Source organism: Leptospira dzoumogneensis (genome assembly GCF_004770895.1).
In the GTDB taxonomy this organism is placed as follows: domain Bacteria; phylum Spirochaetota; class Leptospiria; order Leptospirales; family Leptospiraceae; genus Leptospira_B; species Leptospira_B dzoumogneensis.
Window position 1 is genome coordinate 171,463 of record NZ_RQHS01000018.1, and the last position, 21,412, is coordinate 192,874.

A 21,412-nucleotide genomic window follows, 5' to 3' on the forward strand; every position below is an offset into this window, starting at 1 on the left:
AATGAAAAGGAAACTCATTCAAATACTTGCATTTAAAAATAGTGAGCATTTAGTCACAATTTTTGTCCCGTTTTCATAAATGGGTTGCAGGAATCCGGATAAGATAGGAAACGAAAAGTGGATATGACGTATTACCAGCTTTCATGTTACTTGGTGGTGACTGTACTAGTCTACCGTACGATTCATAATTTAGTTCTATATTTTAGAAATCGGAAACAAGCATACCTTCTTTACTTTGCACTATTGCAAGTAGCGTATGGCGGTTATCTATTCTGTTTTATCCAAACAATCAATGTAGATAATCCTGAAAAAGCTTTAATCTGGGAAAGAATGGAGAATGCGACTGCCGCTATATTCGCAACGTTTATCGCTCTATTCGTGAATAATTATAAGAAATTATTTAGCAGGGATTTCATTCTTCTATACGTATTCATGAACTTGATCCTTGCGGGGATATTGCTGCAAGATCCGAACGCTTATACAATGAGCGTTGCTCATCCTAAACATTTTCCTTCTTTGGGCATAGTGATCTATGAAACGGACCAGCCAACAATCATGCAGTTTATCTTCCTTTCCGGGATCCTGATGATCGTATGGACTGTGATGAAGGTGATGAATCAGTTCAGAAAGAACAGATTCAGGAACCATTTTCTATTCTATGGATTGGTATTATTTTTCGCGAGTTTGATCGCGGACATCTTGGTTGCGAGCGATCTACTCGGCATTCCTTATACTTCTCATTTTAGCTTTTTGATCCTCATGTTCTGCGTGGACAGCTTCCTCACAGTGAATAAGTCCGAAAGGGAAGTCAGAATGGAATTCAAGGAATCGGTTTCCAAATGGCTTACTAAGCCGGAGGCTTCTTCTTTTGGATCACAAACAAAGGACACAAGCGTAGAAGGTCCCGAATCTAATATTAATAAAGAAAAGGGCCGCAATCCTAAAAAGTTAAGTGTTAGAGCACTTGGGCCGTTGGAATTGGATCTGGATGGGAAGAAGATCCCTGCAGCTGAATATTCCAGTAAGAAAAAACTACTTAAATTGATTAAGTTATTATTAGTTCGATTCGGCAAAGGTGTACATAAAGAGGAACTTTTAGAAAATCTCTGGCCTGGGATGTCCGAGAAAAATGCTCTCAATAGTTTACATGCACTACTATTCCGTCTTCGTAAAATATTAGGAAACCCGGAAGCGGTTGTATTCGCTGAGGATAGGCTCTTCTTCCATCCTGATCTGGTAGAAGCTGACTTTGTGGAATTCGAGAAAAAATTCGAGACTGCAGGCAAACTTCTTCGTAACAAAAAAGAAGAAGAAGCGGTGCAATCTTATAGAGAAGCACAGGAGCTGTATACGGGAGACTTCTTTGAATTCGATCTGTATTTCCCGGAATCAGAACTAAAAAGAGAATATCTACGTAAGAACCTGATCGAAATTTATAGAATTTTATGCGAATACGCTCAGAAAGCGGGAGATGCAAATTCTCTACTTTCCGATTCGGAAAGCTGGATCCGCTTGGATGATCTGGACGAAAGAGCTTGGAGATTTCATTTCGAATCTTTACAATCTCTGGATCGTAAGAATGAAGCCCTACGCAAATTCGAGGATATGAAGAAGATCCTGAAAAAAGAATTAGGCGTGGAACCTGACCAAGAGACAGTTTCGCTCATTGAAAAGATCCGTGTTACTTCTCCGGTGAGCTGATTGTTTTGGAAACGCTGCACTATAAAATAAAACACTCATTAGAAAAAAAATATTGGACGAAGTAAATCCCTTCTGTACGTTCTTCCAGAATCCCCCAAATTCTAAGTAAAAAATAACCCCCGAAATAAAATGAATAAACGAATCTTTTTTTTTGTAACGATTGTTACAATTACCCTGGCAAACTGTTCCATCGTATATAGAGTTACCGGTAAAACTTTAAACTCTTATGCCCAAGACCATTTGGTCCCTTTTTACCTAGCTTCCGACGATTTGGACGCGATTTGTACCGGAGGAACTGCACTCGGACCATTGGTAGCTTCTTTCGAAAGAACGGGAGCTTCTGTGGAATTGGCTACTATGGTGGCACAAATGGGAGCAGGGATGTGTGCGGAAAAACAAGCACAAGAGGCCGAACTGTTATATATCGCAGCAGTTCGTAAAGGTAAGGGAGAAGAAGCACTGGATCACCAGGCTAGACAGATCCGTTACCATGGGGTTGCCGCAAAAAGATACGGGGATGCACATACCAGATTCCTCCAATACTTCGGAGAATGGAATGGAAAATGTCCTTCTATCAGTGAAGACGAAGAGTTATATTATTTAGTAGGACTTTCTTCCGGGTTATTAGCGATCCTTCACGATTTCGCTTCCCAAGGATATGCAGGGATCACTCGAGATGTGCCAAGCGTAGTAGCAGGTGCTTCTAGATGTTTGGATCCTAAAAAATGGTGGGGAACTCCTTTAGCGTTGGAAGCTGTAGTATGGCTTTCCGTTCCGGGAGCGACTCCCGAGGGAAAGGATCCTATCAAACAAATGGAAGAAGCGGTAAAGATAGGCGACAAAGAAGGTGTTCGTTTAGCCCGCGCATTCCAGATCCAAGCGGCTGCCGGAAAGGGAGACGTGGAGAAGATCAAAAAACTTATATTAGAACATTCTAAAGTTCTAAGCCAAATCCCAGCTAAAAAAGAATATCGTTTCTTAGAGGCATTTGCGGAAAATTTATCACGTCATGAATCCGATAAAATTTGGATGAAAGAAACCGGACATAGAGGACCGATTAACTTCTCCTCTTTCCCGGGAAAAAAGAAAAACAATAAAGAAGAAGACGATCTGTTAAAAGATCTTTGAGCGGTTCTTGGGTGGAAAACGAAAAAAAAGGGACCTTAAGGAGAAAAAACTATATGAAGAAGTTTCTCATTCTATCGGTAATCATTCTCGGGACTTGGATGTCCGTAGGTGTGGGAGCAGCGGAGACGGTGGATCGATCCATGTGTGTATTCGATCCTTCCGGCGCACACGGAGACGTGTTTAAAGCGGCACAAAGATACCAAGCACAGGCTTTAACATGGGGAATTCGTCTGGATCTAAAAGCTTATACGGACGAAGTAGTGGCAAACTCCGACTTCAAAGCCGGAAAATGTAATATGGCATTCTTAACTTCTCTTAGAGTAAGAAGTTATGTGCATGAATCCGGATCCATCGAAGCGATCGGCGCATTGCCAAGTTATGACCTTCTCCGCAAAACGATCGAAGCATTATCAAATCCTAAAGTAAGAGAACTGAATACAGACGGCGACTACGAAACCATGGCTATGTTCCCTGGAGGCGCGGTTTATCTTTTATTAAGAGACAAGAACTTGAAAGATATCAAGGACTTGGCCGGAAGAAAGATCGCTACTTTAACTTACGACCAAGCAGCAACAACTATGGTGGATATCGTAGGAGCTTCTATGGTTCCTGCAGAGATCGCTACTTTTGCAGGTATTTTTAATAACGGAAGAGCGGACGCTTGTTATTCCCCTGCGATCGGGATTAAACCGTTGGAACTTATGAAAGGAATTTCTCCGAACGGCGGTATCGTTCGTTTTCCGATCGGACAATTGACTTTCCAGATCGTGGCTCGTCATAAAGATTTCGCAGAAGGTTTCGGAAATACTTCCAGAGCTTGGGCGGCAACTCAGTTTGATGCAATGCTTTCTCTTACCAAAAAAGCGGAGCAGGAGATCCCTGCTAAGTATTGGATAGAAGTTCCTAAAGATCTTCAAAAGAACTATTTCGAAAAATTCAGAGAAGTAAGGATCAGGCTGAGAGACAAAAAAGTATATCATCCTACCATTCTGAAACTAATGAAAAGGGTTCGTTGCAGCGCGGATAAAGAAGCCGCTGAGTGCGCGGATAACCTGGAATAATTTCTAAAACTAACACAAAAAAGGCGGGAAAATTCTTTCCCGCTACTCTTATATCAATCAATCGCAGATTCCAGAGGATATTCTATGTGGAGAAAAATCGTTTCCTGGGCGGTATTATTCTTTTTATTCGTACCCCTTGTTCAAAGTGGAAGCCAGTTAGTTCAGGCTAGGTTACTAGGCTTAGGCGGCAGTATTTGGCCGAACTATGCAATGATCCGAAATGTTTGTATCGCCGATCCGAATGCGGAAGCGGATACAAAAGCAGAAGTCAGCCAAGCGGATATGGACGCTTTGGATGATATTGGTCTAGGAGATACTTCCGGTGGGAAAAATGTTGGAGTTCCAACAGGACCTACTGAAACCCAATTGGAATTGGAGAAGCTTGCAGGCTCTCTAACAACAGGACAAAAAATCTATTGTGGATTTGAGCGCAGGCTTTCTTGGATCACTATCTCAGCCATAGATTATATTCCAATGACAATGGTATTCTTGCTGATCGTAGCAGGAACCGTTTCGACTACTCGAAGATATCATATCGCTCTTAGAAACCCTGAGAACTCCAAAGAGGAAAAGATCACCGAGTGGAGCCAGATCATCGCAAATACGATCATCATGGTTTCTGCAGCATTCATGTATCCTCTTCAAAAAGGTGTGGAAGCTCAGATCCAGGTGCTTTGGGTTTTGGGACTGCTTCTTTTGGCAGGATTAAATTTTTATAATTTAAAAAATCCTGTATTTAAGAATGGAGAAGGAAAACAGAATACCAAACTTTCCAACGCATTATTATGCGTTCCTCTATATTGCTGGATGGCGATTGTCTGCGGATTGTACTTTTTCATTCTGGAAAAACACCCGGCCGGACTTGCGATCTATCTGCAAAAATTGACCGCTCATGCTCAGCTTTATATACAGATCGGTCTTTACGTTTGGACAGGTATTCTTTTAAGAGATACTTCTTTGGGAAGAAGGTTCTTCGATCTTCTGAACCCATGGAAATTCCCTTCCGAACTTATGGCGGTGATCATCGTTGTTGTTGCGGCTCTTCCTACCGCTTATAGCGGTGCTTCCGGGATCGTGGTTTTAGCATTAGGAGCTACTATCTTCAAGGAATTAAGAAGGGCAGGTGCAAGCCAAGAGAGAGCGCTTGCTGCGACCGCAATGTCCGGAAGTTTGGGAGTGGTTCTTCCTCCATGTTTGCTGGTGGTGATTGTTGCTTCCTTAAACTTAGAAGTGACTACCGACGAATTATTCCATTGGGGTTGGAGAGTATTTGCACTTTCTTCCACTTTATTCTTGATCGTTAGCTGGTTTAGCAGGACTGAATCCTGGAAGATCAAACCGGAGCAAGGTGCTTTCGGAAAATCATTAGAAGCATTCAAATCCTTTTCCGTATATTTGGTGATCTCTATCGCTATCGTTCTAACGATCGTTCTTGCACTCGGAACCCATTTTGATGAAAGAACCGCACCGTATATCTTACCAATCGCGATGTTGGCTCTTCTATTCATAGATTATAGAATTTCCAAGAAGGAAAAATTGGAGAAGGGAGAAACTCATAATGAAGAAGTGGAACTTTCCAGAACTTCTTATGATGCAGGCTCTCACTTAGGTGCACTTCTTCTTCTTATGGGGTTATCCGCTTGTATGGGCGGGGTTTTTGAAAGATCGGAAGTGATCGATCTATTCCCGACCCAGCTTGGATCTCCAATGTCTGCTATGTTGATCTTAACATTTGCACTCGTGATCATTGGAATGCTAATGGATCCATACGGCGCTGTAATTTTAGTTTCAGTGACCTTGTATCCGATCGCCAAGGCAAACGGGATCCATCCTTTGAATTTCTGGATGACTGCACTTGTTTCTTTCGAGTTAGGTTATCTGACTCCTCCGGTTGCTCTCAACCACTTGTTGACCAAACATGTTGTGAGAGATCTATTGATAGAGGATAAAAGTTTAGAAGGAAAAGGTTTCTTTGCAAGACATGAACATATCGTGATTCCGATCATTGTTCTGACTCTAACCTTGCTCGTAACCGCTTTCGGACCGATCCTGTATTCTAAGTACGCTGGGTAAGAGGCGCGGAGTTTCGCACAGAGACTGAGGTTTTTTCTCACGCAGAGGCGCGAAGTCGCAGAGGGTTTAAAGTAAGGTAGATGTTGGAATTCCTACAAAACTTTTTTCAGTTCTCCGCGACTTCGCGCCTCTGCGTGGGAATTAAGCTCCGTGCGAAACCACTACTTCTTCTTTTTCTTCTTACCTTTAGTTTTAGGAAATTCCAGTTTAGAAGAACCGATATTTCCCTTTGCAAATTGTTTCTTTTTGGTTTCTATCCAAGGTAAGACCCAAACCAGTTCTTCTGCGAGAGCAAATAAGTTTTCGTTAATATCCACAAGTTCTTCTATCACTAAGAAGTAGGCTACGCTGGACTTTAATTTGCTGTCTCCTTTTCGGATCCGTTTCATCTGATTTTTGTAGATACGAACTTTGAGATCGGAAAGTTCTTTTGCTTTTTTACCCGATCTCGCCTTTTCCACTAAACCAGGAACCTTGTCTGATTGAGCTAAAAGTTCGAAAAGATCTTCCGCAAGTTTACGTAATTCTTTCAGATCTTCTCTTTCGTCCTTGGTGAGACCCGTTTGGAAACGATCTATTTTTTCGGAAGTGTTTCTATGGATATTTGCAAGATTCTCCGCGATACGATCGATATAACCGAGTGCATTTGTGAATGGATGAATGGATTGAAAATCCGACTCATCAAAATGCCTATCCACCAGACTTAAAAAACCGGAGATAGAAGATTCATAATTCTTCTTTAGGTTCTTTAATATTTTAGAAGCCTGTTTGAAATCCTTCTTCTTTCCTCCTATATAACCGGAAGAAAGAGTATTCATCGCCTTCTTCTCTAATAATAAATTTGCTAATAGAGAAGATAATGATTTAGAAAGCGCTTTTTCAGGATGTTTGGAGAGTATAAGAAGTTTTTCCAGGTTCTCATCGTATTCTGCCTTTCTTTTCTTGTGGATACGATTGAATGCAAGGACCAAGAAGAATGTGAATACTAAAACAACTACAACTGCCGCAAAGCCGAATGTATAGAATAGGGCCGCGATAAATCCGCCCGTGAAGGAGGCGAATATCGCAGTCATAAACCATCCGCCTACAACCGTTAAAACTCCGCTTACACGATTGACTGCATTTTCTTTTTGCCAGGCTCCGTCTGCCAGTGAGGTTCCCATCGCTACCATGAAGGTTACGAATGTAGTGGAAAGCGGAAGTTTTTCAATGGTTCCTATGAGGATGAGTGCGGATGCGATTAAAATGTTTACTGAGGCTCTGAGTAAATCGAATGCGTCACTTTCATGCAAACGAACTAACTCCAAGGTTCCGCTTTGTTTGAATCTGGAAGAGATCCAGTTTCGGAGAATAGAAGGCAAAAATCTTTTGATAGGATAATAGATCCCGACTGCGATCTGGACGAATACTCTTGCTACCAAACTAGATTGATACGCCTCTACAGTTTCTCCTTGAGAGCCTAAACTTACTTCTGTTCTTGTGACCGTTTCCGCCTTCTTGGATTTGAATAATGCGATGATCATGATGAGTGCAGCACCGATCAGAAGTCTATTATCCGTAAGAACTTCTTTTCCTAAGCCGGATGCCATTACGCCTGCATCCCAATTGGCTGCCTTGATCAGCTCATGAGTTTGTAAACTTGCGATCGGAACACCAATGAAGTTCACTAAGTCATTGCTTGCAAACGCCATCGCAAGTGCTGCGGTTCCGAATAATACAACGATTTTCAGAACATTAATTTTAGATAATATCAGGATCTGGAATAGGATAGAAAATCCTATAAAACTTAGGGCCAGAATGGTCTTAAAATTTGTCTGGATCCAAGCTAATACATCCTTACTCAAGAAAGTAGACCCTTTCATTGCGGTAAGAAGGATGAAGAAGATCACAACTGTGACCGCAAGTCCTGAGAAGATCCCTCCGAACCATTTCATCGTTTTTTCTAAACGGAAACTGAAGATCAATCTAAAGAAGAACATCAAGATCAGTCCCGCAAAGAATGCGAGTATCACGGAAAGTGCGATCCCGAATATGATCTTTAAAGCGGATTCGGAGTTTATGATCTTAAATGCGTCGTTTAATGTATCTGCTTTGAGGATCGCTAGGACCAAGGAGGCTCCTAATAGTTCAAAAACCAAGGACACTGTAGTGGAGGTAGGAAGTCCTAATGTATTGTATAAGTCCAGAAGGATGATATCGGAGACCATCACGGCCAAAAATAAGAACATCAACTCGGCGAGGCTGAAAAACTCGGGATGAAATATCCCTTTTCTAGCGACTTCCATCATTCCGCTGGAGCTTAAGGCCCCGAGCAGGATACCGAATGCAGAAACGATCAGGATGATTTTTCTGGAGGCTGCTCTAGAACCGACTGCTGAATTCGTAAAGTTCACTGCGTCATTAGAAACTCCGACGAGTAAATCCATTACCCCGAGCACAGCCATGACCGCTACGATGATTAAGAAAATATCCATATTCTTATTTCCTGGAATTATTGGAGAAGAACACCCAGGCAGGGTGATTTGGGTAGTATTTAAGCCAAAGTGGGAGCCTCAACCTAAATTTCCGTGAGTTTCTTTTTCAAAATATGGATTATGAAATGGGCTTTCGATTTCTCCCCGACCTGAAAGAATGGGTGATCTAACCGGTTTTTTAGAAAGCAGAAGACCGATGAATCAATCGTCACGATATAAAAAGGAGGCGGTATGAAGATTTCAGTGGGCAATCTTCCCCAGGAATGGAAGGAAGAAGATTTGGAAAAATTATTCTCCAAATATGGAAAGGCCGAACATATTTCCATCAAAAAGGACAAACTCACAGGACGTTCTCTGGGTTACGGTTCTTTGGAATTGGAAGATGCAGCGGCAAAAAAAGCCCTGGAAGCTTTAAACAAGTACGAGGTTTCCGGAAAAGTTCTAACGGTGGTAGACGCCGACGAATGGAAAAAAGAATTCGATAAAAAACAATCCGTAAAAGGCGGACCCAGCCACAATAAAGTGCAGGGAAGCCAGACCACGGGAGGTTTTGGAAGTTCCGTCAGACGTACTGGAGGTAGAGGAAAATGAATTTAAAAAGAATCTATATATTAACCGCAATTTTAATCTCGGCATTCGTTTTGAGCCTGGGTGTATTCGCTCAAAATGGTCTGGTGATTAAAGATATCAAAAAGGGGACAGGAAAAGAGGCCTTCAATGGGTCTAACGTAACCGTTCATTATACCGGCTGGCTTACCAACGGAAAAAAATTCGATAGCTCCAAAGACAGAGGAACTCCGTTCCGCTTCGATTTGGGTGCCGGACAAGTGATCCGTGGCTGGGACAAAGGGGTCCAAGGTATGAAAGAAGGCGGGGTTCGTAAATTGACTATCCCTCCGGAAATGGGTTACGGAAGCTCCGGAGCGGGGACTATCCCTCCGAATTCTACCTTGATTTTCGAAGTAGAATTGCTGAAAGTTTACTGACAATTTTGTGTTAAATTTGTTGCTTCTATCCTAATGGATCGGAAGCAACAGTAGCAAAATATCACGATTTCACTGCAATTCACGACAAACCTGCATCTTAGTTCCTCTTAATTCTCCTTTTTTTTCATAAACTGTAATATTTAAACAAGCCCGCTCTTCCCATTTACTAAAGGGAGGAAGAAGGTTTTGAATCAAGAACACACATTAGCTAGTACAACTTCTTCCCAATATCGTACCTTATTCGAACACCAGCCATTAGCTGCTTTTTTGGTAGAAGCAGATGGAACCATCGCATTGGTAAACCAGAAGTTCGAAGATATCTCAGGACGTAAAAAATCAGAGATCCAAGGTAGAATGAAATGGTCCCAGTTCGCTCATCCTGACGATACGGAAAGCCTTACCGACGCATTCATGGACAGATTTAGGAACGAAGTCCCTAAAGTGTTTTCCGCAAGAACAAGACTTCTTTCCGCAAACGGATACAAAAAAGTATATGTAAGAGCAAATCGAATTCCAACGGAAGAAGGCAGAGTGCTCGTTCAAATACAAGAGCTGGATGAAGAAGGACTTCTAAAAGATTATTCCTTAGAAGATTCGGATTACCGCTGGCGTTCCTTTCTAATGGAAGGAATGGACTTCGTGGTTATCATGGACTTGAATGGGAATGTATTATTCATCAATAAAACATTCACAGGGGTTCCTGCGGAAGAGATCCAAGGTAAGAATTTTTTCGAAGTATTAAAAACTTCCGATGCATTAAAATTACAAGCAGTCATAGCAAGAGTATTAAACACAGGAAACCCGGAAGCATTCGAAGAATGGAGCAGCTTCACCGGAAAAAGAAGCCATTATTATATCAGGATCTCTCCGGTAACCAAACAAAGAGAGATCAGTGCGATCTTACTTGCGATCTCGGATACCACACAACAAAAAGAATCCGATTCGGATCGTTTGAGAAGAATGGAATCCCAAAGACATAGACAAAAATTAGAGGCCCTGGGGACCCTGGCCGCAGGTGTGGCACACGAGATCAATAATCCTCTTACAGGTATTTTAAATTACGCGGAACTAGTCCGTACCCAAGTAGAAGAGAACGAATCTCTTTCTAAAAATATGGAAGTGATTATCCGGGAAAGTGAAAGAATTTCCGGGATAGTAAGAAGTCTATTAGGTTTTGCTCATAAAGAAGAAGGTATTAAGGCCCACGTTTCTACGGGAGAAATTTTATATTCTTCCATACAACTTCTTTTGCCTTTTCTGGTCCGGGACGGTATCCGGATAGAAGGAATGGAAAGTTTGGTGGATGCGGACTCCGAGATCCCTCTCGTTGTAGGTGAACCCCAAAAACTAAAACAAGTTTTTCTAAACTTGATCACGAATGCGAGGGATTCACTGAACGAAAAATATCCTTTCGAGACGGATAGTAAGAAGATCCAGGTTTCTCAGTCCATCTTCCAGAGAGGGGATACTCGTTTTGTCAGGATCACCGTTAAAGACTGGGGACTTGGGATAGGCGAGGAAAACTTAAATCGGATTTTCGATCCATTCTTCACCACAAAACCAACTACGGTCGGAACAGGGCTTGGACTTTCAGTCAGCTATGAGATCGTCCGAGAAATGGGCGGAGATATAGAGGTAGAAAGCTGCGAGGACGAGTCCGCCACATTTCATATCGTGATCCCGGCTTCGGAAAAGATTTCTTGACCTTGCTTTAGGCGAGGAGATACTTTTGATCTCCTATGTCAGAAGCAGAGGAAAAAACTTCCGGGACCAGAGCACCATTCCAATCCGCTTCTAGAAAAGACGTAATTCGGATCTTAGAAAGAATTACGGACGCATTCTTATCTTTGGACAGGGAACTTAGGATCTTATACGCAAATTTTGAGGCCGAAAAACTTCTGGATATTATCCGGGAAAATTTGGTGGGAAAAAGACTGCCCGAGATACTTCCCCAATTCAATTATACCGCTTTATTTCCCGCAATGATAGAGTCCATGCATACTGGACTTCCAAAAGATCTAGAGATATTGGATTCCAAAGAGAATATCTGGTACGAGGTCCGTATTTTTCCTTCTATCGAAGATATTGCCGTATATCTGAGAGATGTTACCGCCAGAAAAGAAGGAGAAGTAAAACTCAAAGAATCGGAGGAAAGACTTTCCGAACTTGTGAGAACTTCTTTGGATTCTATACTTTCAGTAAATGAATCCATGGAGATCGTGATGATGAATCCTGCAGCGGAGAAGTTATTCGGGTATTCTTCTTGGGAAGTGACCGGAAAATCCTTGGAATTTCTACTTCCTACCAGACGCAGGAAATATATTTCCAAAGTATTACACCAAATTGGCGGAAATCCTGACCGAGGGATTTTCGGTCCTTTTAGGGCCAGACGAAAGAATGGGACCGAACCAATTTTAGAAGCCTCCGTTTCCAAGGTAAATACTTCTTCCGGAAAAGGTTATACTCTTATACTTAGGGATATTACGGACAGAATTTCCATCCAAAAGAAATTAAGAGGTACCGTAGAGGAACTTAAAACAGTAGATAGAGAAAGGTTGGACCTGCTGCAAAATCTGGAAGCGGAAGTGGAGTCTCGTTCCCAGGAACTTTCCAGATTCTATCGTTTAATGAAGGAAGAATTGAATCTTGCTAAAAGAGTACAAAACAGTTTACTTCCACCGATCGATTATTCCATTCCAGGAGTTCAAACTTTTGTAAATTACGTTCCGGTAATGGAAGTGGGAGGGGATTGGTTCGATATATTCGAATTCCGTCCGGGAGTACTAAGAGTGATCTTAGCGGACGCAACAGGCCACGGGGTCCAGGCAGCACTCGTAACAATGACAATCAAAGGAGTTTATGAGCCTCTGAAATACCTGGCGGATTCTCCTGTGGAATTGATCAAGGGGATCAATACGGATTATTGCAGAAATTTCAAAAATCTGCAGATGTATTTTTCCTGTTTTATCTTAGATGTGGATACGATAGAAAGAAAGATCAGATTCGCATCCGGAGGACATCCTGCACTCTTATGGAAATCAAGATCAGGGATCAAACCTTTGGAAAGAACAGGATCTCTTTTAGGTTTGAATTCTAAAATGGAATATCTGGAAGAAGAGTATGATTACTCTGAAGGAGATTCCATACTGATGTTGACGGACGGTATCTTTGAGGAATTCGATTCCGAGCAGAATCCATTCGGAGAAGAAAGGATAGAAAAAATTTATAAAGAGTCCGGACTAAACGGTTTGGAACTTCATTCTCAGATCATAAAGGAAATGAACGCTCACCTGGGAGAAAAAGAACCTCAGGATGATATCACTCTGATTTCCCTAAACCTAACCTAATCTAAGTTGACCTAAAGGTTGATTTAGAAGGACATTCTTTAAGTGTCCGAATTTCTCATACTATTTCCATTACTTCTGGTTTTATTAGGCTTCGGATTTGCAGAATATATTCTTCATATTTCCAAAAGGAATAAGATCCCGGTCCGTATCCATGTAAACGGCACTCGGGGAAAAAGTTCCGTCACAAGACTGATCGCATCCGGTTTGAAAGAGGGTGGATTTTCCGTTCTTGCTAAAACCACGGGCACTATTCCAAGGTTGATATTGCCTGACGGTTCGGAAAAAAATATCATCAGATACGGCGCTCCCAATATTTTAGAACAGAAGTTTGCGATACAAGAAGCAGTCAAACTAGGCGCGGATATAATCGTTTTAGAATGTATGGCACTTGTTCCATTCAACCAAAAAGTTTCGGAAGAAAAATTGATCCGTGCTACGCATGCAGTCGTCACGAATGTAAGAGAAGATCATTTGGAAATTATGGGACCGGAGAAGAAGGACGTGGCTTTGGCTCTGAGCGGTTCCATTCCGGAAGCCAAAATATTATTCACTTCCGAAAAGGAGTTTTATCCGTTCTTCCAAGAGATATGTAAAAGAAAAAATACAGAGATCATTCCGACTCGTCTTGAAAAATATTCGGATCTAGACTATATGCAAGGTTTTGCATATTATGAACATCCTGAAAATGTGGTTTTGGCCTTAGAAGTATGTGGATCTTTGGGAGTAAAACCTGAGATCGCAATCAGAGGAATGTGGTCCCATTCTCCGGATTTAGGAGCTACATTTTTTGTAGAATACGATCTTGGAACAAAAACCGTCGCATTTGCAAACGGTTTTGCAGCGAACGATCCAAGATCTGCAGCAAGTATTTGGGAAAATGCGATCCTAGAATTTCCTGAATATAAATATAAAGTTGCTCTCGTGAATTGTAGAAAAGACAGACCGGAAAGATCGGAACAAATGGCAAAAGAAATACTTTCTTGGAAAAAAAATCCGGCAGACTTGATCTTGATTGCGGGAGAAGAAACTGAAGTATTCAAAAAGACCTGTTCGAAATTCAATTTGGGAAATTCTAAATTAGAGGATCTGAAATATCTGAATGTTAAGGAAATATTAGGCTTTTTCGAAAGGTCTCTGCCTGCCGATCCAGTGATAGTCGGGCTTGGGAATATAGGTGGTCTAGGTTTAGAACTTCTGGAATATTTAAAACAAAAGGAAATACTAAAAAGCTAATATGGACTTATTGAGTATTTCCATAGGATTAGGACTTGGGATCAGTTTATTCTTTTCCGAATTTTTCGGGATAGCAGGCGGGCTTGTGGTTCCGGGTTATTTTGCATTGCAGCTCCAGAACCCGATCAGTATTCTTCTTACATTATCGGTGAGCCTATGTGTTTTCGGTTTAGGAAAGATAATTTCAAAATTTGTAATATTATACGGAAAAAGAAGGACTGCGATCCTATTACTTCTTGGATTCGTATTGGATGCGATAGGGAACGAATGGATATTTCCCGGTATTTTTAAAGAAATGATCCATTTTGATTCGGAAGTAAGGGCAGTTGGTCATATCATTCCCGGGCTTATCGCGGTCTGGATGGATAGACAAGGCTGGCTGGAGACTCTTGCATCTTTACTCACTGCTTCCGTGATCGTCCGTTTGATACTAATCCTATTTCTCGGAAAGGAGTTATTGCCTTGAAGGGGATGTATTGGAAATCTTCTAACAAATCCGTTCTATATTATCTGGTTTTAGCGGTATTTTCCATTTTTGGAATGTATATGGTGGAACATTTTCATTCTGAAAAAATTCAGCCGAATTTTTCGGAAAAAATAGAAGCCGCCAAACTCACTGCAAAAGTATTCGAAGAAATTAAACATTATAAAGAATCCAAGGGTAAAAAGATAGATCTGAAATTTGATCCTTCCGGTTCGGGATTGATCGGCGAATTTTTTACGCCAGTTACAAGTAATTTAGGTTCTCTTAGAGCAAAACAAACTTCTATCAATCCGAATTTTGGTGCATTGATTCTGGAATATTTAATCCAAGCCGGGGTCCAAAAAGGGGATACTGTTGCAGTTTCTCTTTCCGGTTCTTTTCCCGCATTGAATATTGCGGTGTATTCTGCCGCAAAAGTTCTGGAACTAAAACTTGTGATCATCTCCAGTTTGACTTCTTCCCAATGGGGAGCGAACGATCCTGAATTTTTATGGCCGGATATGGAGATATGGCTCTACTCTCGGGGAATTTTTCCCTATAAGTCCTTGGCCTATAGTTGGGGAGGAATAGAAGACCAGGCATTCGGGATCTCTGAAAAAGGGTCGAAGCTTCTACAAAATTCCGCTTCTAAAAACTCTCTCCCAATGTTACATTCCAAAAATTACTCGGAAAGTCTGGAAGAAAGAATAGGTCTGTATTCCGCCACAATCCCTCTTTCCGGATACAAAGTTTATATCAATGTCGGTGGGGGAACTGTTTCTGTAGGAACTAAGAAGAATGCAGGAGAATTTTCTCCCGGTCTAAATCTAAAACATCCAGTCATTCGTGATGGAAGAGATTCAGTCATGAGGCGTTTTGCAAATGAAGGAATTCCAGTCATTCATTTGGTTCGAGTAGAAGAACTTGCCATCCAAAACGGATTTACCATCCAACCTAAAAAACTTCCGGAAATTGGAGAAGGCAAAATTTTCAGAAGATCCGAATATGATCTTCGTTTGGGGACGTCAGTTTTAGTTGGAATATTAGTTTTATTGTATGTATTTTTTAAAAGAGATTCTTTTATAGAAGAAGATAGAGACGAATCTCTTTAAGATCTCAGAAATTTGAATATTTCCTGGTCTCTTTCCTTATCTTCCAATAATACGGATTCATAATGGTTTTTATCCGCTAATTCGTAAACTTTCAAAGTTTGGATCTTCTCTTTCATCTTGTCCATAGCGCTAGAAGGTAAAAGTTCATCCCCCGGTTTAAAGTTCGGTTTTAGAGCGCGGATCACAAGAACCGGGCAGCGTAATGCGGAATAAGGCATTACCTTATTTTCTTGGACAGTTTTGAAAAAATCCTTAGGATCTTTGAAAAGCCTCGCTATAATACCTGCAGGCCTCATTGCTCCACCCATATTTTTTAATTCTGAATCGATCACAAATGGGGGAATGGAACAAAGAACCGGTCCATAAAAAGTATCTCCAGGCATTAGAGACGGAGATAAAGTTCCGATCGGTTCCAATTCATATAATAAGAAATTTTGAATATTCGTATTCCAAACGGAAAGTAATGGAGACTTTTTAGCTTCTTGCAGGTATATTTCCTTGCTAGGGATCCTTCTACCCAGACGAGCCAAAGAACCTTGGATCATAAGCAGATTGGAAATTTTACGTTTGATGGAAAGTTCCCCGCCTCCGTCTATCAGCACCGCTTTTTCTAAGAAACTGGGGAATTTTTCCGCAAATCTAAGAGTGATCCAGGCACCCAATGAGTGGGAAAGTATAGATATTTTAGAATATCCTAATATAGTGGAGAGTTCTTTCAGGTCTTGTGCATGGACTCTGGCTGAATATTCTTCTTTAGGTTTGTCCGAATTCCCTCTGCCTCGCAGATCGTATACGATTACTGTGATCCCTTTTTTAGAAAGACCTTGGGCGATCGGTTCGAAGTTTTTTAGATTTCCGGTTAAACCGTGAACACAGAAAAGAGGGACCTTGGATTTACCTGGAAAGATCCGATAGGCGATTCGGATTCCGGAAGGTAGAGTTGCTATTTTGGAATCCGAACCGAATTGTAACATTCTGAAATGTTTAGGAAACTTCTGCTCCTAAGCGGATCAGAATATTCTCCAAATTTTTTTCCATTTCTGATCTGAATGCTAAATGTAGTAAAGCAATCTTTTCCCTTTTTTTGACTGCGGAGAATCCTTCTCCTTCTCTTTGTAGTTTGAACCAGATCCTGGATTCACCTAATCCGGAAAATTTGATACAAAAATCGTCTTCTTTCAGATCGAATTTTGTGACCGCACCTAATTCTCCTCCGGAGATTGCTTTTGTTAATTTCCGGAGGAAAGATTCCGGATCAGATTCAGTAACCTTGATCAGATCCATATTACACCGCGATCATATAGATCCCTTGCACAAGACCTACGATTGCTCCAAGAACGGAACCGATCAGTATGAGAACATACTCATCCTCTTGGAAAGCGGATCTTAAAATAGGTTCGAATTCTTCCGGTGGGAGATCCTTCATACGTTTGAACATATTATTTTCTATGCTCATCGCTCTTCCCATATAAGTTTCGAGTTTAGTGGAACTTCCTGCCAAAGAATCGCTTACTTTGCGGATGACTTCTTTTTTGGTATTTTCGAAATCGGAATCTTCTCCCTTATTCTCCTCATCTAGCTGCCCGGCTAAGTTCAAACGAGAAGCGGCGGATTCAGTCTCTACTTGGATGGTTTCTACAAGAGTTCTTGCGGCTCTTTTGTATAAGATCTCTTCTAATACGTTTCTTGCGGTAAGGACTTGTGTCGCGAATACGTTAGAATATTTTTTAGAAACTTCTTCCTGTCTTGCGATGAATAGTCCTCTGTATTTGATCGGTCCCACTCTTTTTTCATAAAGAGGGCGGAAGATCATAGTGAGTGCCACCCAATTCGTAATATATCCTACGATGATCCCTTGGATAGGAAGAGTCCACCAAATAGGAAGATAATTCCAAAGGATTGCCTGTAAGATCCCGAGCACTCCACCTAAAGCCCAGCCGCAATGTTCTATAAATTTGAATTCTTTAGAACCGACTTCTTCGAATATGTTTACGATCCTTTCTACATTCGGACCTGTGAGTTTACGTAATACCAGTGACCTGAAATTGAAAACGGAGGATACATTCTCCTTCACCTGGGTCATGATATTTTTTACCGTATGAGCGCATTTTTCTTGTACCGCTCTTACGATCTCTTCTCCATGTCCGTTCTCTAAATGTTTTCTTAAGATCGGATTGATATGATGAACGATCTCATGAGTGGCAGAAGGGATCAGATCATTTAGAACAGGTTGGAACTCGGTCTCCAATTGATCCGGATCCACTTTGGAGAAAAAGTCCTCTACCTTGATGAGCCTCTCTGTCATGATATTCACGGATTTAAGGGCCAATTTCTGGGCCTTCTTCGGAACGATCCCCTGCCATCCTAGATAAGGAGGAATTCCCACAAATTCGAGGGGATAAAATGTCATTTTTAAGGCTACCACGTTGGTAAACCAACCCACGAATCCGTAGGTGAAGGGCATCATAATGATCCCGATCAATTCTTTGTTTTGACTGAAGAAGGACAGATCCATATTTTCAATTCCTGTAGCGTGCGCTATACTATTCGGTTCTATTGCAAAGTCCTTTTCGACCCAGCGCACTGCAAGTTATTTTTCCGTTCGTTTTTCGGATCTGAACTCTGGGTTTTGAAAAAAGATTTTTCAGAGTCGAATAAAACCCGGGAATAGACCTCTCCAGTTTTTAAATATGAAGTCCTCATTCTTTCCATATTGGTGTATTCTAATGGATCCTTCCGGATTGATCCTTGAGACCAATCTGCCTTTGGAATCCTGGAGACAAAACCCTCTCTCTTATTTTTTACATGGAACGGAGAAGATCCAAGGGGAGAAGGGAAGCGCTGTCCTTTCTTGGCAGCCTGAAAAAAGCCCTATTTCATTCCCTGGGAATATCGGGATCGTCGCGACTTGGACGCTTACTCATGGGATATTTTGGATCAGGATGGAACCGATGGAAGAAGGTTCCGATTTTCTGATCGAAAATTCCTTTTGGAAGGAGTTCTTATCCAGCGACAGACCGTTCCGACAAATTTTCGAGACCAACCAAGCGATCAAATGGATCTTAGATCCGGACTCGGGAGATATTTTATACGCGAATCAGGCAGCGAGCCAATTTTACGGATACAGCCAAGAAGAACTCTTACGGATGAAGATCACGGATATTAATATCTTCACAAAAGAACAAATTTTCGAAGAGATGAAACAGGCCGCGTTCGAGGCCAGGCAATATTTCCGCTTCCAACATAAATTAAAAAGCGGAGAGATCCGTGAGATGGAAGTCTATAGCGGGCCTCTGCAGTTCGGAGGCAAAAGGGTTTTATTCTCCATTCTATACGATGTCACTGAAAGAGTGAGAGCCATTTCTTCTTTGGAAGAAAGTGAAAGAAGGTATCGTTCCTTAGTGGAAAGCGCCTCCGATTCCATCATCATTACGGATTTTGAAACTAAAATTTTGGAAGTGAACAGAAGATTATCCGAACTTTTGGAATATACCAAAGAAGAACTCAAAACATTCACATTAAAGGATATTCTGGATGAGGATAGTTTTGCAGACGCGGTAAATCGGATCCCAATATTAGAGATCGGTAAACCCGTAATTTTAAATAGAAGGTTCAAAAGTAAGTCGGGGAGAATTATAGAAGCGGATGTGAATGCGGTTCGGATAGACGAGTCTCGTTATATGGGGATCGTAAGGGACGTGACCGAAAGAAATTCTATGACAAGGACATTGGAGAGATCTTTAAAAGAAAAGGAGGCTATGCTCCAAGAAATCCATCATCGGGTCAAAAATAATCTACAAGTCGTATCCAGCCTTCTGGGCTTACAATATGAGAATACGGAAGATCCGAACTTAAAAAGGATCTTGCAGGAATGTGAGAACCGGGTCAAGTCCATGGGATTCGTTCATGCCGAATTGTATAGATCCGAAAATTTCGCGGCAGTCGACCTGGAAAATTATTTTACCACAGTTTCTTCCAACCTGATCCGTGCTTATGGAGGACTTCCCCGCATCCAACTCCAATTGGATCTAAGCTCCTTAGAGGTGAGCATTGAAAGAGCGATCCCTCTAGGACTGATCTTAAATGAACTTCTTACCAACTCGTTAAAATACGCTTTTCCGGAGGATCGTTCCGGAAAAATACAAGTCAGGATCTATAGAGAAGAACCGAATATCATCTTCTCATACTCAGACGACGGGATAGGATTTCGAAAAGAAAATCAAAACGGCTCCGGGACCATAGGCATCCAGCTCATCGAGATCTTGTCCAGGCAGCTTAAGGCGAACTCAGAATTTACTTCGGAAAATGGAGTTGTTTTTCGTCTTAGAATTCCGGACCGGAATCCAGGAAAGTAGCTTGATGGTTTTTTTCTAGGCTTAATACTCGGTCTTTGGTAAGGAACACATGCAACACACTACAGAAGAAATCCTACACCAGATCTATTTATTTTCCAGCTTCTCTATGGATGAATTGGCTAGAATAGCTGAGAAGACTAAATACAAGGTGCTCGAACAAGGGGACGCAGTTTACCAAGAAGGAAACGATGCAAAAGCGTTCTACGTGGTAATGTACGGAACTCTAAAAATTTTGACCTCTACCGAAAAGGGTGACGATGTAAACGTAACTACGATTGCTACCGGCGATCATTTCGGAGAATTCCCATTTTTGGATCAGGGAAAAAGAGCAGGAACGGTAGAAGCAATGGAACGTTGCGAACTTTTGGAAATTCCTTTCGATCATCTACAGCATATCTTGGATGGAGATAAGGAACTCGCTCTTAAGTTTTATAAAGGGATCACCAATTATCTGGTGAAAAGAATGAGACTTTTGACTCATGACTTAGCTTACGCTAGAGAATTAAAAAAACGTTATTCGTGATCGGACTATGAACCGCAAATTTTTCCCAATCTACCTTCTACTTATTTTTTTCGCGCTGGTCTCTTGTTCTGAGACCCTGGTCAAAACAGGCATCGGTTATGAAAGATGGAAGGCCGGCCTGGAAAAAAAACAAACCAAGTTAGAACCTTGGAACTGGGTATACTTAGAGGGTGGCCAAGGCAGCGAAAAGATCCTAATGGTCCATGGATTCGGCGGTGACAAAGACAATTGGACTAGATTCTCCAAATGGCTTACGCCTGCATATACCGTAGTAGCGGTGGATCTTCCCGGTTTTGGGGAGAATGATAGAATCGCAGATCAGGATTATAATATTGCCCAGCAAGTAAAACGGCTGGATGAGTTCGTTACTAAGCTTGGCTGGGAAAAATTCCATATCGTAGGAAACTCCATGGGAGGAGCGATCTCCGGAGTGTATGCGGCAACTTATCCGCAAAAGATATTGTCCCTAGGACTATTCGCTCCTTCCGGTGTGAATAGTCCCGAAAAAAGCGAGTTATCCAAAAATTTGGAAAAGGGAAAGAACAACTTAGTTGCGACTAATGCAGAAGAATTCCAGGAATTGATGAAATTCATTTTCGTAACTCCTCCTCCGATCCCTTCTTTTTTAGCTTCTTATTTCGCGGAAAAAGCGATTAAAAATTCCGAATTTAATAAATATATATTCAAACAGATCCGATCTACTGGATTTCCTTTGCAGGAAAATATGAATAAGATCCAAGCGAGAACCCTGATCCTTTGGGGAGATACTGATAGAGTATTGAGTGTCTCCGGAGCTGCGGTATTAGAGAAAGGGATCAAAGGATCTAAAAAGGTGATCTTGAAAGATATGGGCCATGTTCCCATGCTGGAAAGACCGGAAGAAGTAGCGAATACTTATAAAGAATTTTTAGTGAAGTAAGCTCCAAGAAAACTTAGTTTTCTTGGAGTTGTTCGGA

Annotated in this window: 18 protein-coding genes; 14 read left to right on the plus strand and 4 right to left on the minus strand. The window is 41.5% G+C overall.

What is annotated here, in order from left to right; all coding sequences use genetic code 11:
• Positions 1 to 123: 123 nt before the first annotated feature.
• The 4 genes from EHR06_RS11700 (at position 124) to EHR06_RS11715 (ending at position 5,963) form a co-directional block, all read left to right on the plus strand.
• Positions 124 to 1,701: a BTAD domain-containing putative transcriptional regulator gene (locus EHR06_RS11700; RefSeq protein ID WP_135757167.1), complete on the plus strand. Its 1,578-nt coding sequence runs from the start codon at positions 124 to 126 to the stop codon at positions 1,699 to 1,701.
• Positions 1,702 to 1,830: 129 nt separating this feature from the next.
• The gene (locus EHR06_RS11705; RefSeq protein WP_135757168.1) at positions 1,831 to 2,829 is read left to right on the plus strand and encodes a hypothetical protein; all 999 of its coding nucleotides are present in this window, start codon (positions 1,831 to 1,833) and stop codon (positions 2,827 to 2,829) included.
• Between the two features lie 53 nt (positions 2,830 to 2,882).
• A complete protein-coding gene (locus tag EHR06_RS11710; RefSeq protein WP_100767022.1) occupies positions 2,883 to 3,890 on the plus strand; it encodes a putative solute-binding protein in 1,008 nt (335 codons plus the stop codon).
• Positions 3,891 to 3,974: 84 nt separating this feature from the next.
• Positions 3,975 to 5,963 (plus strand): TRAP transporter large permease subunit, encoded by a 1,989-nt coding sequence (locus EHR06_RS11715; protein ID WP_135757169.1) that lies wholly within the window; start codon positions 3,975 to 3,977, stop codon positions 5,961 to 5,963.
• Between the two features lie 161 nt (positions 5,964 to 6,124).
• Here EHR06_RS11715 and EHR06_RS11720 read toward each other — a convergent pair whose 3' ends face one another.
• Positions 6,125 to 8,437, minus strand: coding sequence for an inorganic phosphate transporter (locus tag EHR06_RS11720; RefSeq protein ID WP_135757170.1), 2,313 nt, complete (start codon positions 8,435 to 8,437; stop codon positions 6,125 to 6,127).
• Positions 8,438 to 8,668: 231 nt separating this feature from the next.
• On the opposite strand from EHR06_RS11720, the gene EHR06_RS11725 reads away from it, so the two are divergent.
• From EHR06_RS11725 to pgsW, 7 genes are all read left to right on the plus strand, one after another.
• Entirely contained in the window at positions 8,669 to 9,028 is a 360-nt protein-coding gene (locus tag EHR06_RS11725; RefSeq protein ID WP_135757171.1) for an RNA recognition motif domain-containing protein, read from the plus strand.
• The gene (locus EHR06_RS11730) at positions 9,025 to 9,423 is read left to right on the plus strand and encodes an FKBP-type peptidyl-prolyl cis-trans isomerase (RefSeq protein ID WP_162494898.1); all 399 of its coding nucleotides are present in this window, start codon (positions 9,025 to 9,027) and stop codon (positions 9,421 to 9,423) included. Before EHR06_RS11725 ends, EHR06_RS11730 begins: the two co-directional genes overlap by 4 nt.
• A gap of 186 nt (positions 9,424 to 9,609) precedes the next feature.
• Complete coding sequence (locus tag EHR06_RS11735; protein WP_135757172.1) at positions 9,610 to 11,127, plus strand: PAS domain-containing sensor histidine kinase; 1,518 nt, start codon at positions 9,610 to 9,612, stop codon at positions 11,125 to 11,127.
• Between the two features lie 35 nt (positions 11,128 to 11,162).
• Complete coding sequence (locus tag EHR06_RS11740; protein ID WP_135757173.1) at positions 11,163 to 12,770, plus strand: SpoIIE family protein phosphatase; 1,608 nt, start codon at positions 11,163 to 11,165, stop codon at positions 12,768 to 12,770.
• Between the two features lie 42 nt (positions 12,771 to 12,812).
• On the plus strand, positions 12,813 to 14,003 hold the full coding sequence (gene pgsB / locus EHR06_RS11745; RefSeq protein WP_135757174.1) for a poly-gamma-glutamate synthase PgsB: 1,191 nt from the start codon (positions 12,813 to 12,815) through the stop codon (positions 14,001 to 14,003).
• Between the two features lies 1 nt (position 14,004).
• Entirely contained in the window at positions 14,005 to 14,469 is a 465-nt protein-coding gene (gene pgsC / locus EHR06_RS11750) for a poly-gamma-glutamate biosynthesis protein PgsC (RefSeq protein ID WP_135757175.1), read from the plus strand.
• A 5-nt stretch (positions 14,470 to 14,474) separates the two neighbouring features.
• Entirely contained in the window at positions 14,475 to 15,578 is a 1,104-nt protein-coding gene (gene pgsW, locus EHR06_RS11755; protein ID WP_244288592.1) for a poly-gamma-glutamate system protein, read from the plus strand.
• On the opposite strand, the gene EHR06_RS11760 is transcribed toward pgsW, so the two are convergent.
• From EHR06_RS11760 to EHR06_RS11770, 3 genes are read right to left on the minus strand one after another with little or no spacing between them, the layout of a single operon-like run.
• Complete coding sequence (locus EHR06_RS11760) at positions 15,575 to 16,552, minus strand: alpha/beta fold hydrolase (RefSeq protein ID WP_135757177.1); 978 nt, start codon at positions 16,550 to 16,552, stop codon at positions 15,575 to 15,577. The two genes, pgsW and EHR06_RS11760, sit on opposite strands and share 4 nt — an antisense overlap.
• Positions 16,553 to 16,562: 10 nt before the next feature.
• Positions 16,563 to 16,862, minus strand: a complete 300-nt coding sequence (locus EHR06_RS11765) for a hypothetical protein (protein ID WP_100706117.1) — start codon at positions 16,860 to 16,862, stop codon at positions 16,563 to 16,565.
• 1 nt (position 16,863) lies between these two features.
• Positions 16,864 to 18,093: a DUF445 domain-containing protein gene (locus EHR06_RS11770; protein ID WP_135757178.1), complete on the minus strand. Its 1,230-nt coding sequence runs from the start codon at positions 18,091 to 18,093 to the stop codon at positions 16,864 to 16,866.
• Between the two features lie 175 nt (positions 18,094 to 18,268).
• Here EHR06_RS11770 and EHR06_RS11775 point away from each other — a divergent pair, with 175 nt between their 5' ends.
• From EHR06_RS11775 to EHR06_RS11785, 3 genes are read left to right on the plus strand one after another with little or no spacing between them, the layout of a single operon-like run.
• On the plus strand, positions 18,269 to 19,933 hold the full coding sequence (locus EHR06_RS11775; protein ID WP_135757179.1) for a sensor histidine kinase: 1,665 nt from the start codon (positions 18,269 to 18,271) through the stop codon (positions 19,931 to 19,933).
• A 49-nt stretch (positions 19,934 to 19,982) separates the two neighbouring features.
• The gene (locus EHR06_RS11780) at positions 19,983 to 20,456 is read left to right on the plus strand and encodes a cyclic nucleotide-binding domain-containing protein (protein ID WP_135757180.1); all 474 of its coding nucleotides are present in this window, start codon (positions 19,983 to 19,985) and stop codon (positions 20,454 to 20,456) included.
• A 7-nt stretch (positions 20,457 to 20,463) separates the two neighbouring features.
• On the plus strand, positions 20,464 to 21,375 hold the full coding sequence (locus tag EHR06_RS11785; protein ID WP_135757181.1) for an alpha/beta fold hydrolase: 912 nt from the start codon (positions 20,464 to 20,466) through the stop codon (positions 21,373 to 21,375).
• Positions 21,376 to 21,412: the final 37 nt, after the last annotated feature.